We start from the raw sequence: 12,096 nt of genomic DNA on the forward strand, positions 1-12,096 counted from the left end.
GTGAGGGAACCCGTATCGGGATGGCTGGGATCCAGGTCGCTGGCCGGGAAGGAATGCTCTTTGCTGCCCTTGGCAAGGTATCGGTCGCGTAGCATTGCGTGGCAACAGGGCGGTGGTCTTGTGCGATTCTAGAGCTGGGACTTCCCGCCTAGCTCGATGCTGGAACTATGACTGCCAATGTGCTCCGCACCGCTGATGCCAACGACTCCCCACCCTTGCTCCAGCCCAGAATGGCCTCTGTTCACCGTCGCACGGGGGAAACGGATGTGCAAATCCATCTCAACCTGGACGGCAGAGGGCAGCACGAGATCGACACCGGGATCCCCTTTTTGGATCACATGCTGGCCCAGCTCAGCACCCACGGGTTGATCGATCTCCAGATCAAGGCGGTGGGGGATCTGCACATCGACGACCACCACACCAACGAAGACGTGGGCATCACGTTGGGACAGGCGCTGGCGCTGGCGCTGCAGGATCGGCGGGGCATTTATCGTTTTGGTCATTTTTGGGCGCCTTTGGATGAGGCGCTGGTGCAGGTGGTGCTGGACTTTTCCGGGCGACCCCACCTCAGCTACGGCCTGGAGCTGACCGCCGAGCGCATTGGCCGCTACGAAACCCAGTTGGTGCGAGAGTTTTATCAGGCGGTGGTCAACCATGCCCAGATGACCCTGCACATTCGCCAGGCAGCCGGCCTCAATGCCCACCACATCGTCGAGGCCAGTTTCAAGGCCTTTGCCCGCGCCCTGCGCATGGCCGTAGAACGGGATCCGCGCCGACAGGAAGGGATCCCCAGTTCTAAGGGGGTGCTGTAGCGGCGCCTGCGCGGGCTGTTGACCTTGAGCCTGGGACTTGTGGTGCTGCCCCATCCGACGATGGGGTTCTGTCGAGAATGCTGAGCCGCACTCGCCCGCCGGCTGCTTTGGGCAAAATCTCCAGCCACTGGTGAAGATCCAAAAGAGCTGAGCCGGCGCCAATTCACAGACCTGGATGAGGCAAAGTCTGTCCGGCAGGGATCCCCATTTGGGTTTATTCTGGACTTAGCCATCCTTCCAGGGTTGCGTCCCAGCTCAGGCGGGATCCAAAAGTCGAAAAAGGGTTTCCCGGCAGTTGCCAGCTCTGGAGGTTCTGATTCCCAGCCACTGATAGGCCCATGTTAGGGGGGGATGAAAACCATGGACATTGATCTCCGTCCGCTGATCGTTCTGTCGCCCATTGTTTTGGTGGTTGCCTGGGCTGCCTACAACATCATCAAGGCTGCCATCAAAGGAGAGGCCAAGCTCTTCGGCGAGAAGGGCAACAACCCCTTCGGCAAAGGCGGGAGCTGAACGTGCGGATCCGGCCGGCAGGCTCAGTATGCTAGGCGAGGCGACAAACCCAAAATCCGCCGATGTGATTGTCATCGGGGCCGGAGTGGCCGGTTTGGTCTGCGCAAGGCGACTGCTGCGGGCGGGGCTGCGGGTTCTGGTGCTGGAAAAATCGGCGGGCTTGGGCGGGCGCCTGGCCACCCGTCGGGTTGAGCATCTCGGACAAACGGTGCCGGTGGATCACGGGGCTCAATACCTGACTGCCGATTCCGATGGCTTTCATCGCTGGGTGAAGGAGCTGCTGGGCCTGGGGCTGCTGACGGAATGGACGCGCTCGCTGCATGTGCTGGATCGAAAAGGGCTGCGCCCGGAGCATCCCAACGAGGAGAAACCGCGCTACATCTGCCCCCAGGGCATGACGATGTTGGCCAAACACCTGGCTGCCCCGCTGTCGGTACACACCCAAACTCGTGTGGTCGGCCTCAAAAGTTTGGCCACAACCTGGCAAGTGCAGGCGGAGAATGGTCAATGCTACGAGGCTGCCGCATTGGTGGCGGCCATTCCGGCCCCGCAGTTGCTGCCTTTGCTGCAAGAGAAGATCCCTCCTGCCGATAGCCTGCTGTCTCTGCTGGGATCCGCCGAGTATCAGCCCTGCCTTGCGGTTTTGGCCGGCTATTCTGAGAACATGGCGCCGCCGCCCTGGAAAGGGATCAAGTGCTTGGAGGATCCGATGTTGGCCTGGCTGGGGTTGGACAGCAGCAAGCGCCCGCAGCCGCTCTCGCCGGTGGTGGTCTTACATGGGGGGGCGGAGTGGTCATCTCTGTACCTGGAGGCTGGCCCACCTGAGCTAGAAAAGGCAGGTCGAGAATTGTTGGCCCACGCCGCCAAGCATCTGGATCCCTGGCTGGCTTCGCCCCAATGGATGCAGGTGCACCGTTGGCGCTACGCTTTGCCACTGGAAACCATGGGATTGGCCAGCTTGGGCACCCGGATTCCGGCGGCTGAGGGATTGCCTTTGGTTTGTGCCGGCGATTGGTGCGCCGGGGGGCGCGTAGAAGGGGCTTGGCTCTCAGGGCAAGATGCCGCCAAAACGTTGCTCGAAATGCTGGGCGGCTCTGAGCGGTGAGGGGACGCTGACCCAGTTGGCCTGGAGCAATGCCTGCAGATCCAGGCCGAGAACTGCCGAGAATTTCCATCCTCTGGGGTAGAGAGTTATGCTGACAGGGTGGATCCCTTGGCAGATAATCCATGCCCAGAACCTGTACGATCTACCGCCGTGCCCAATTTGCCGCCAGCCATCGCTACTGGTTGCCCGAACTCTCAGAAGCCGAGAACGTAGCCCGCTTTGGCCCCCAAGCCCGTTTTCCCGGCCACGGCCACAACTACGTGCTGGAGGTGGGCCTGACGGGGGAGGTAGATGAGTACGGCATGGTGCTCAACCTCTCAGAGGTCAAGCGGGTGATCCGAGAGCGGGTGATTCAAGAGCTCAACTTCGCCTACCTCAATCAAGCCTGGCCGGAGTTTGCCCAAACCCTGCCCACCACCGAGTTTATCGCTTACGTAATTTGGCAACGCCTGGCCGATGCGCTGCCGCTGACCAGCGTCCGCCTGTACGAGGATCCCGAACTTTGGGCCGAATACCGAGGAGAAGCCATGCAAGCCTACTTGACCGTTGCCACCCATTTCAGCGCCGCTCACCGTTTGGCCCTGGATCATTTGAGCCTGGAAGAGAACACCGCCATCTACGGCCTCTGCGCCCGTCCCCATGGCCATGGCCACAACTACGGCCTGGAGATCACCGTCAAGGGATCCATCGACCCGCGCACGGGGATGCTCGTGGATCTGGCGGCTCTGCAGCGGATCATTGACGAGCAGGTGGTCAAACCGCTGGATCACACCTTTTTGAACAAAGACATCCCCTACTTTGCCCAGGTGGTGCCCACCGCCGAAAACATCGCCCTCTACATTCAACGGCTGCTGACTTTGCCCCTGCGCGAGCTGGGGGTGCAACTGCATCGGGTTCGCCTGCAAGAGAGCCCCAACAACAGCAGCGAGGTCTACGGGGAGTTTCCGCTGGAAGAGCTGTTCAACTCTTCAGAAGGGCTCCCCCAGAGTTTCGGCAGCCGTGTTGCCGCGCGACGCTGATGTAACCATGTTGGATCTGGTTAAGCTGAGTGGGCAGATCCCCGCCTTTGCTCGGCACTTGCAGCAGGAGTCGCGGGCCGGTCAGGAGCGCCTGCGCCAAGCCCTGCAGGTCTTCGGGCGCCTGCAGCAGGAGCCGCAGGTTTGGCAGTCGCGTTGGACGGAGTGGGGATCCCATCTGGCCTTTACCTGCGCCAGCCCCGCCGAGCCCCCGGAAACCTGGGGATCCCTGCCCAAGGTGGAGCCGCTGCAGGGACGACACACGGTGGTGGCCACCGATGGATCCCAGATCCTGCCCAGCCACCACGAGATCGCCTATTGCTCGCTGATCAATGTTGGGCGGGTGGTTCTGCACTACGGCACCCAGGAGTGGCCGCTTTTGGATAGTCAGCCTCTGCTGCTGTATGGGCAGCGCTCGGACTCCTCTCTCTTGGAGCAAATGGCAGAAGGGTTGCAAAGTGCTGCCATTGCCGTGCGGAACCCCGGCAGCGGGACAGGGGTCTCGTTGGGGCCGGAAGTGGTGTTGGCCTTGCGGCGGGCTCAGGCAGAGCTGGAGGAGCTGGCGCAGTTGGCCCTGTCAGTGCCCCGTCGCCGCGCCACGCTGGCGCTCCTGGATGGATCCCTGATCCCCTGGGGACTGGAGCCGCTGCCCAGATCAACCCAGCGTCCCTGGCTGGATCCCATCCTGGCGACTCTGGAGCAGTTGCGGGCCGCCCGCATCCCCCTGGTGGGCTACATCAGCGCTTCCCGCAGCAGCGAAACCCTTAACTACTTACGCCTAGGGCTGTGTCCCTATCTGGGCTGCGACTGCCATCGCTACTGTGCCGGCGAGAAAACCCCCCCCTGTCACCCCTTTGCTCCCCTGCCGGATCGCGTCTTCTGGGGATCCCTGCTGCAGCCGGGAGAGCGCAGCCCCCTCTGGCGCAGTGGCGCCAGTGTCTTGGATGCCTTCGGGGAACACCACATCCACTGCTGTTACTTGAATGTCGGCGGGAAGGGGGGCCCCGAGATCGCCCGCCTGGAGTTTCCCGCCTGGGTGGCCCAGGATGCCCAGCTGCTGCAGCGGGCCCTGGCGGGAGTACTGAGCCAGGTGCAAAAGGGCTTTGGCTACCCCATTGCCCTGGGGGAAGCCCATCATTTGGCAGTGGTGCGGAGCGGGGATCGGCAGCGCTTCTTTGCCCTGATCGAGCAGGAGCTGATCCGCGCCGGCCTGCGCCATGTGGCTGTCTCCCGCAAGGAAGCCCAGAAGCGAACTGGTATCGCCTAATGGGTGCCAGTGCCGTTCGCGCAAGCGGGCCGTAGGCCTTAAAACTCTTCCTCCCCACCTCCCCTCTCCCTGAGGGAGAGGGGCTGGGGGTGAGGGCTGGGAGAGGGGCCGGGGGTGAGGGGTTAAAATCGCCCTGTCAGGCCCAAAACCGCACCGCCTGCCGGGATCCCTGGCACCCAAGAAAAGGCTGCAGCCTATTGAGGGGATCCCCACTCAACGGTTAGGGTTGCCAAGGTGTCCAAATCCTGTTTCTATTGCCGATATGATGAGCCAAGCCCCTCTGCGCAGCATCGTCTCTCCCTTAACCCACAACCCCCTCTGGTACAAAGACGCGATCATCTACGAGCTACCGGTGCGGGCTTTTGCCGATAGCGATGGCGATGGAGTGGGCGACTTCCAGGGCCTGACGGAAAAGCTGGACTACCTGCAGGATCTGGGCATCACGGCCCTCTGGCTGCTGCCCTTTTTCCCCTCCCCTCTGCGGGATGATGGGTACGATGTTTCTGACTTTACCAACGTCAACCCCACCCTAGGCACCCTAGAGGACTTCAAAATCTTTCTAGATGCCGCCCACCAACGCGGGATCCGCGTCATCATCGAGCTGATCCTCAACCACACCTCCGATCAGCATCCCTGGTTTCAGCGGGCTCGGCGCGCCGCCCCCGGCACCCCCGAGCGGGACTTCTACGTTTGGAGCGACACCCCGGAAAAGTACAAAGAGGCCCGCATCATCTTTCAAGACTTTGAAACTTCCAACTGGGCCTGGGATCCGGTGGCCAAAGCCTACTACTGGCATCGCTTCTACTCCCACCAGCCGGATCTCAACTACGACAATCCTGCCGTGCAGAAGGCCATCTTCGAGGTGGTGGACTTTTGGCTGAGCATGGGGGTGGACGGCCTGCGGTTGGACGCGGTGCCCTATCTGTACGAGCGGGAGGGCACCAACTGCGAGAACCTGCCGGAAACCCACGCCTTCCTCAAGGCCCTACGCAAACACATCGACCAAAGGTATCCGCATCGCATGCTGCTGGCAGAGGCCAACCAGTGGCCGGAAGATGCTGTGGCCTACTTCGGCGACGGGGACGAGTGCCACATGGACTTCCACTTCCCCCTGATGCCGCGGCTGTTCATGGCCATCCAGATGGAGGATCGCTTCCCCATCATCGACATCCTGCAGCAGACTCCCCCCATTCCCGAAACCTGCCAGTGGGCCATTTTCTTGCGCAACCACGACGAGCTCACCCTGGAGATGGTCACCGACGAAGAGCGGGACTACATGTACCAGGTGTACGCCAAGGATCCCAACGCGCGGGTCAACCTGGGCATCCGCCGCCGCTTGGCGCCCCTGCTGGGCAACAGCCGCCGCCGCATCGAGCTGATGAACAGCCTGCTGTTTTCTCTGCCCGGCACGCCGGTGATCTACTACGGCGACGAGATCGGCATGGGGGACAACATCTACCTGGGGGATCGCAACAGCGTGCGCACGCCGATGCAGTGGAGCGCCGACCGCAACGCCGGCTTCTCTCGGGCTAACCCGCAGAAGCTCTACCTGCCCATCGTCATCGACGCCGAGTACCACTACGAAACCGTCAACGTGGAAGCGCAGCGGAACAACCCCTATTCCCTGTGGTGGACGATGAAACGGATGATCGCGGTGCGCAAGCGCTTCCAAGCTTTTGGCCGCGGCTCTTTTGAGCTGCTGCACCCGGAAAACCGCAAGGTGCTGGCCTTTATGCGAGCCTACGGCGACGAGCGCATCCTGGTGGTGGCCAATCTCTCCCGCTATGTGCAGTGCGTGGAGCTGGACTTGGCTCACTGGGAGGGGCTGATCCCGGTGGAGATCTTCGGGCGCACGCCGTTTCCTCCCATCGGCCAACTGCCCTATTTCCTGACCCTGGGCCCTCACTCCTTCTACTGGTTTTCCCTCGAGCCGCAGCGACCAACGGAGCGGATCCACCCTAGCCACAGCAAGCCGGAAGAGTTGGATCGCCTGCCCACCCTGCTGGTTCAAAACGGCACCTGGGAAAGCCTCTTTCAAGGGGAAAGCCAAAAGCAGGTGGAGGCGGTCTTGGGCGACTACCTCTACCGCTGCCGTTGGTTCGGCTCCAAAGCCCGCCAGATCCAGTCGGCCCAGGTTTTGGATGCCATTCCCTGTAACCGGGAAGGGGATCCCCCCTTTCGGGGCCAGATTTTGCTCTTGCAAGTCGAGTTTACCGAGGGGGAAGCAGAACTCTACTCTTTACCCGTGGGCTACGCCACTCAAGAGGCGGCCCTGCACCTGCGCGTAGAGGCGCCCCAGGCAGTCATCCTCCCTGTACAGGTGGCCGGGGATCCGCCGGGCGTGCTTTTCGACGCGCTGGCCGATAAAACCTTTTTGTCGTTGCCGCTGCAGATCATCGCCCAGCAGGGCCGCCTGCGCCACTCCTCAGGGGAGCTGTGGGCCACCACCTTTGCTCCCTTTGAGTACGACCTCGGCCTTGAACCCCGCATCCTCAAGGCGGAGCAGAGCAACACCTCGGTGGTCTACGGCAATCAGTACATCCTCAAGTTCTATCGCAAGGTGGCCGAGGGGGTGAATCCAGAGCTAGAGATCGGCCGCTACCTGCTGGAGCACCATCCCCAGGTGCGGGTGCCGCGGCTGTTGGGATCCCTGGAATATCGCCGCCGCCGTGGGGCGCGGGGCTTTGATCCCAGCGATCAGCCCATCACGTTGGCCATTTTGCAGGAGTACATCCCCAACGAGGGGGATGCCTGGCACTACACGCTGGACAGCCTGGGGCAGTTTTTCGAGACGGTGCTGGTTCACTACCTAGAGGTGGATCCCGTGCCCGTTCCGCAGGGATCCTTCTTGGAGCTGTCTCAACTCCCCTTGCCGGAGCTGGCCTACGCCACCATTGGCAGCTACCTGGAGTCGGTGCGGATCTTGGCCAAGCGCACCGCCGAGCTGCACCTTGCTCTGGCCGCCGACACCGAAAACAAAGACTTTGCCCCCGAGCCCTTCTCCAGTCTCTACCAACGCTCCATCTATCAATCCATGCGCAATTTGGTGGGGCAGGTGTTTCCGCTGCTGAACAAGCAGATCCCCAAGCTGCCGGAGGTGGAGGCCAAGTTGGCCCGGGCTGTTCGCGACCAAGAAGGGGAGATCATGAGCCGCTTCCGCCTCATCCTGGAGCGGAAGATCACGGCTTTGCGCACCCGCTGCCATGGGGATTACCACTTGGGCCAGGTGCTGTTTACCGGCAAGGACTTTGTCATCATCGACTTTGAAGGGGAGCCGGCCCGCTCCCTGGGAGAACGCCGCCTCAAACGCTGCCCCCTGCGGGATGTGGCAGGGATGCTGCGCTCTTTCCACTACGCCGTTCACACCGGCTTGCGCCAGCAACTGGAAAGCGGCCTGGTCTGCGGGGACAAGTGCCCCGACATGATGCGCTGGGCCCAGTTTTGGCACCGCTGGGTTTGTGCTGCTTTCTTGGCCGAGTATCTCCAGGTGGCTTCCCAAGGGGCTTTTCTGCCCCGCAGCCCGCAGGAGCTGGAAGTGCTGCTAGAGGCCTATCTGCTGGAGAAGGCCATCTACGAGCTGGGCTACGAGCTCAACCACCGTCCCGAGCAGGTGGAGATCCCGCTGCGGGGGATCCTGCAGTTGCTGGGCATTTCCACCCAGGTTTGAGGGATCCCGGATGTGCGGACGGTTTAGCCTGGCGGTTGCTCCCGAACGGCTGCAGCAGCATTTTCAACTCGGGAAGGGGGCAGTGGCGGCGCTCCAGCCCCGCTACAACATCGCCCCTTCTCAGCCGCTGCTGGCGGTGGTGGCGGGATCCCTTCAGCGCCAGGCCACTCAGTTCCGCTGGGGCTTGATCCCCAGTTGGAGCCGCACTCCCAAGGCCGGGTGGATCAATGCCCGCGCCGAGACCGTGGCCGAGAAACCCTCTTTCCGCCAGGCCTTTTGCCGCCGCCGCTGCCTGATCCCGGCAGATGGCTTCTACGAGTGGGCCGACCAGGGCACGGCCAAGCGACAGCCCTACTGGTTTTACCTGCTGGATCGACCGGTGTTTGCCTTTGCCGGCATTTGGGAGCGCTGGCGCAGCCCACAAGGGGTGGAGAGAGAAACTTGCGCCATCCTCAACACGCCAGCCAATCGGCTAATGGGGCTTTTCCACGAGCGGATGCCGGCCATTTTGCTAGAAGACGATTACGACCTCTGGCTGGATCCGCAGGTGCGGGATCCGGCGCGGCTCCTGCCCTTGCTTCGCCCCTACCCGGCAGAGGCCATGGCCGCCTACCCCGTCAGCACCCATGTCAACAACCCTCGCCACGAGGATCCCACATGCCGGGCTCCCATCGGAGAAGCGGTGCAGGGATCCAACCTCAGCGAGCCCGCTGGTAGCGCATCCCCGGCAGTTGCACCAGCCAGCCCTCCAGTTCCATAAGCAGCAGGGTGCTGGAGAGGGTGGCAATGTCCATCTGGGTGGCCTGAGCCAGGGCATCGAGGCTGAGGATGTCGTTGCCCAGGAGCTGCCAGAGAAGCTGCTGCTGCGGATCCCTGGGGCCAGCGGACAAGGGTTGGTCTGGGAGAGGGGATCCCTCAACCAAGCCCAGCTCTTGGAGCAGCTCCTCGATCCCCAGGATCATCGCTGCACCACTGCGGATGAGGTGCAGACAGCCGCGGGCCGCTGCCGTGTCGATATTCCCCGGCAGGGCATACACCTCCCGCCCGTATTGGTTGGCCAGGTGAGCGGTAATCAGCGCCCCTGAGCGCTCTGGGGCCTCCATCACCAGGGTGGCGCGACAGAGGCCGGCGATAATGCGGTTGCGCTGGGGAAAGTGCTCCTTGGCCGGCGGCGTGCCGGGGGGATATTCGCTGAGGACGGCCCCTTGTTCCAGGATGCGCCGGTAGAGAGCGCGATGGTGGGCGGGGTAAACCTGATCCACCCCAGTTCCCACCACGGCCACCGTCTTGCCGCCTGCCTCCAGGCAGGCCTGGTGGGCAATGCCGTCGATCCCGGTGGCCAGTCCCGACACCACCACGCAGCCAGCTTCCGCCAGGGCGGCGCTGACTTTCTGGGTCCACTGCTGACCGTAGGGGGTGGGGGCGCGGGTGCCGACAATAGCGATGGCCGGCTGCTGCCAGTCGGGGCACTCGCCTAAGACGTAGAGAAGGGGCGGTGGATCCGGCAGCTCCCACAACAAGGGCGGATAGCCGGGATCCGCAGGGGTTAGGAAGGGGATCCCCGGCTTTTGGGTTTGCTCCAGGATCTCCCCAGGGTCGAGGCCAGGACGGGCAGAGACAATCGTTTCTGCCAGGGTGGGGCCAATGCCCTCTACCTGCAGCAGGGCCGGAACATCCGCCTGCCAGGCCCGTTCCAAGGATCCAAAGAACTCCGCCAGCCGCTTGAGGCGATGGGGGCCGATCCCTCTAATCCGCGCCCAAGCCAGCCAGTAGGGCCGCTCTCGTTCGCCCCCAGGTTCCCTTTTGCCGGCAGGATCGGAAATGGAGAAAGACAAGTTCAGCTCCCCCCAACAGTTGCTGTACCTTAAGTAATGGTCAGCAAAAAAGCAGGAGATAAGTAAATGTTAGGGTTGGATCCTGCTGGTGGTTCTCAGGCGGCAAGGCCATTGCGGTTTGGACAAGGGCGCCAGGCTTGGGTGTGGGGGATCTATCCGCTGCTGTGGCTGTTGACCTGGGTGGGATCCCGCTCGGCCCAGCCGCAGCTATTGGGGATCCCGGCTTGGTACTGGGGAGCAGGGTTGGCGGTGCTGCTGTTGGTGCCCCTGAACTTCTACTTTGTGCGAACTTGCTGGCCCAGGGCTGGAGATGAGTGACACGGTTTTGAGTTTGGGTGTGGTGGGAGTGTACTTGCTGCTGCTGGCGGCCATTGGTTGGTGGAGCTACCGCCGCAGCGGCCAGGATCCGGTCAGCTATTTCCTGGCAGGGCGGGGGCTGGGATCCCTGGCCTTGACCTTGACCACGCTGGCGACGCTGCTCAGCGCCTTTACCTTCCTCGGCGTGCCGGCGGATGCCTACACCCACGGCCTGGGGATTTTTTTGGCCGTGGGGGTCACCACGGCGCTGATCTCAGGGCTGTTTTTTGGGGTGGGCTACCGGGTGTGGCTGGCGGCCCGCCACTTTGGGTTCATCACCCCCTCAGAGTTCTTTGGCCACCGCTTCAACAGCCCTCTCCTGGCCCTGCTCTATTGCCTAAGCGCCCTGACGTTTACCGCCCCCTACATCAGCATCCAGATCATCGGCGGGGCGCGCACCCTGGCCGCCGTTTTGGGGGAAGGGATCCCCTACTGGCCCCTGGCGGTGGGGGTGGCGCTGGTCATCCTGGGCTATGTCCTCTTCGGCGGCTCCCAGGCCGTGGTCTGGACGGACGTGGTGCAGGGGATCATCTTGGTTGTGGGGATGGGAGTGGCCTTTGTGGCCGTGGCCTTGAGTTGGGGCCAAGAGGCCGGCAGCCGGTTGGATCCCTGGCTGAGCTTGCCCGGCCCCCAGGGGCGCTGGAGCTGGCAGACCCTGCTTGGCAACCAACTGCTGTTTTTGATGGCCACGCCCCTTTTTCCCCAATTTTTTCAGCGCTTCTACATGGCCAAAAGTGCCCGTCCCTTTCAGACGCTGATGGTGGTCTGGCCGCTGCTGATTCTACTGGTGTTCTTCCCAGCAGCCCTCATTGGCGTCTGGGGTCGGCTGGCTTTTCCTGACCTGCAGCAGCCGGATCAGATCATGCCGCTGATGTTGCAGACCCTGCCCAGCGGCGTGGCGGCAGTGGTGATTACAGCGGCGCTGGCGGCTTTGATGTCTACGGCGGACTCGCAACTGCTAACAGCCAGCTCCCTGGTTACCCGGGATCTGGTGGTTACCTTGCTCAAGCGCCAGCTTTCTCCGCACCAGGAGGAGCTGTTGGGCCGCTGGGTGGTGCTGGGGATTGGGCTGGTTTCCTTTGCCATTGCCGTCAGGCCACCGGGGCTCATCGCCCAGATCGCCACCTGGAGCTTTCAGGGCAACGCCATGCTCTTTCCCCTCTTGATTGCCGGCCTGTACTGGAAGCGGGCTACCCGCGCCGGGGCCGTAGCCGGAGCTTTGGTTTCCAGCGGTCTCACCTTGGGCTGGCTGGCGGGCCTGTTGCCCCAAGCCTGGACGGGGGGCTGGCTGCCGGTGATCCCGGCGGTGGTTGTCGGCACGGCGGTGCTGGTGGGGGTGAGCTTGCTCACTCAGCCCGACCAGGAGAGGCTGGCCGCCTACTATGAGAGCGGCCCTTGGGGGGAGGAGATCTCGAAATAACTGGATTGAGACAGATCCCTCACCCCCGGCCCCTCTCCCTGAGGGATGACCCTCACCCCCGGCCCCTCTCCCTGAGGGATGACCCTCACCCCCGGCCCCTCTCC

At 62.8% G+C, this 12,096-nt stretch carries 10 protein-coding genes; 9 read left to right on the top strand and 1 reads right to left on the bottom strand.

Annotation, left to right across the window (positions count from 1 at the left end):
• Positions 1 to 167 precede the first annotated feature (167 nt).
• The 7 genes from hisB to NW853_RS04925 all read left to right on the top strand — a co-directional run bounded on the left by hisB (position 168) and on the right by NW853_RS04925 (position 9,140).
• A complete protein-coding gene (hisB, locus tag NW853_RS04895) occupies positions 168 to 812 on the top strand; it encodes an imidazoleglycerol-phosphate dehydratase HisB (protein ID WP_414348100.1) in 645 nt (214 codons plus the stop codon).
• Positions 813 to 1,172: 360 nt separating this feature from the next.
• Positions 1,173 to 1,325 (top strand): photosystem II protein Y, encoded by a 153-nt coding sequence (locus NW853_RS04900; RefSeq protein WP_011432316.1) that lies wholly within the window; start codon positions 1,173 to 1,175, stop codon positions 1,323 to 1,325.
• 28 nt (positions 1,326 to 1,353) lie between these two features.
• Positions 1,354 to 2,430, top strand: a complete 1,077-nt coding sequence (locus tag NW853_RS04905; protein ID WP_414348103.1) for an NAD(P)/FAD-dependent oxidoreductase — start codon at positions 1,354 to 1,356, stop codon at positions 2,428 to 2,430.
• Positions 2,431 to 2,552: 122 nt separating this feature from the next.
• The gene (locus NW853_RS04910; protein WP_414334639.1) at positions 2,553 to 3,449 is read left to right on the top strand and encodes a 6-carboxytetrahydropterin synthase; all 897 of its coding nucleotides are present in this window, start codon (positions 2,553 to 2,555) and stop codon (positions 3,447 to 3,449) included.
• The gene (locus NW853_RS04915) at positions 3,433 to 4,713 is read left to right on the top strand and encodes a DNA double-strand break repair nuclease NurA (protein WP_414334641.1); all 1,281 of its coding nucleotides are present in this window, start codon (positions 3,433 to 3,435) and stop codon (positions 4,711 to 4,713) included. The genes NW853_RS04910 and NW853_RS04915 overlap by 17 nt, the downstream gene beginning before the upstream one ends.
• A gap of 262 nt (positions 4,714 to 4,975) precedes the next feature.
• Positions 4,976 to 8,380 carry a maltose alpha-D-glucosyltransferase gene (treS, locus tag NW853_RS04920; RefSeq protein WP_414348106.1) on the top strand — a complete coding sequence of 1,135 codons (3,405 nt, stop codon included), beginning with the start codon at positions 4,976 to 4,978 and terminating at the stop codon, positions 8,378 to 8,380.
• A 10-nt stretch (positions 8,381 to 8,390) separates the two neighbouring features.
• On the top strand, positions 8,391 to 9,140 hold the full coding sequence (locus tag NW853_RS04925; protein ID WP_414348108.1) for an SOS response-associated peptidase: 750 nt from the start codon (positions 8,391 to 8,393) through the stop codon (positions 9,138 to 9,140).
• On the opposite strand, the gene dprA is transcribed toward NW853_RS04925, so the two are convergent.
• On the bottom strand, positions 9,079 to 10,215 hold the full coding sequence (gene dprA / locus NW853_RS04930) for a DNA-processing protein DprA (RefSeq protein ID WP_414348111.1): 1,137 nt from the start codon (positions 10,213 to 10,215) through the stop codon (positions 9,079 to 9,081). The genes NW853_RS04925 and dprA overlap by 62 nt on opposite strands.
• Positions 10,216 to 10,281: 66 nt before the next feature.
• Here dprA and NW853_RS04935 point away from each other — a divergent pair, with 66 nt between their 5' ends.
• A complete protein-coding gene (locus NW853_RS04935; RefSeq protein ID WP_414348113.1) occupies positions 10,282 to 10,533 on the top strand; it encodes a hypothetical protein in 252 nt (83 codons plus the stop codon).
• Positions 10,526 to 11,992: a sodium:solute symporter family protein gene (locus NW853_RS04940; protein ID WP_414335812.1), complete on the top strand. Its 1,467-nt coding sequence runs from the start codon at positions 10,526 to 10,528 to the stop codon at positions 11,990 to 11,992. Before NW853_RS04935 ends, NW853_RS04940 begins: the two co-directional genes overlap by 8 nt.
• Positions 11,993 to 12,096 lie beyond the last annotated feature (104 nt).

It is taken from the genome of Synechococcus sp. H55.11, assembly GCF_047462475.1.
Classification (GTDB): Bacteria; Cyanobacteriota; Cyanobacteriia; order Thermostichales; family Thermostichaceae; genus Thermostichus.

Excerpts from the sequence above, each read along its gene's own strand:
- NW853_RS04900 (WP_011432316.1), top strand. The coding sequence starts at position 1,173 with ATGGACATTGATCTCCGTCCGCTGATCGTTCTGTCGCCCATTGTTTTG.
- NW853_RS04940 (WP_414335812.1), top strand. The coding sequence starts at position 10,526 with ATGAGTGACACGGTTTTGAGTTTGGGTGTGGTGGGAGTGTACTTGCTG.
- NW853_RS04925 (WP_414348108.1), top strand. The coding sequence starts at position 8,391 with ATGTGCGGACGGTTTAGCCTGGCGGTTGCTCCCGAACGGCTGCAGCAG.
- treS (WP_414348106.1), top strand. The coding sequence starts at position 4,976 with ATGATGAGCCAAGCCCCTCTGCGCAGCATCGTCTCTCCCTTAACCCAC.
- NW853_RS04910 (WP_414334639.1), top strand. The coding sequence starts at position 2,553 with ATGCCCAGAACCTGTACGATCTACCGCCGTGCCCAATTTGCCGCCAGC.
- NW853_RS04905 (WP_414348103.1), top strand. The coding sequence starts at position 1,354 with ATGCTAGGCGAGGCGACAAACCCAAAATCCGCCGATGTGATTGTCATC.
- NW853_RS04935 (WP_414348113.1), top strand. The coding sequence starts at position 10,282 with ATGTTAGGGTTGGATCCTGCTGGTGGTTCTCAGGCGGCAAGGCCATTG.
- hisB (WP_414348100.1), top strand. The coding sequence starts at position 168 with ATGACTGCCAATGTGCTCCGCACCGCTGATGCCAACGACTCCCCACCC.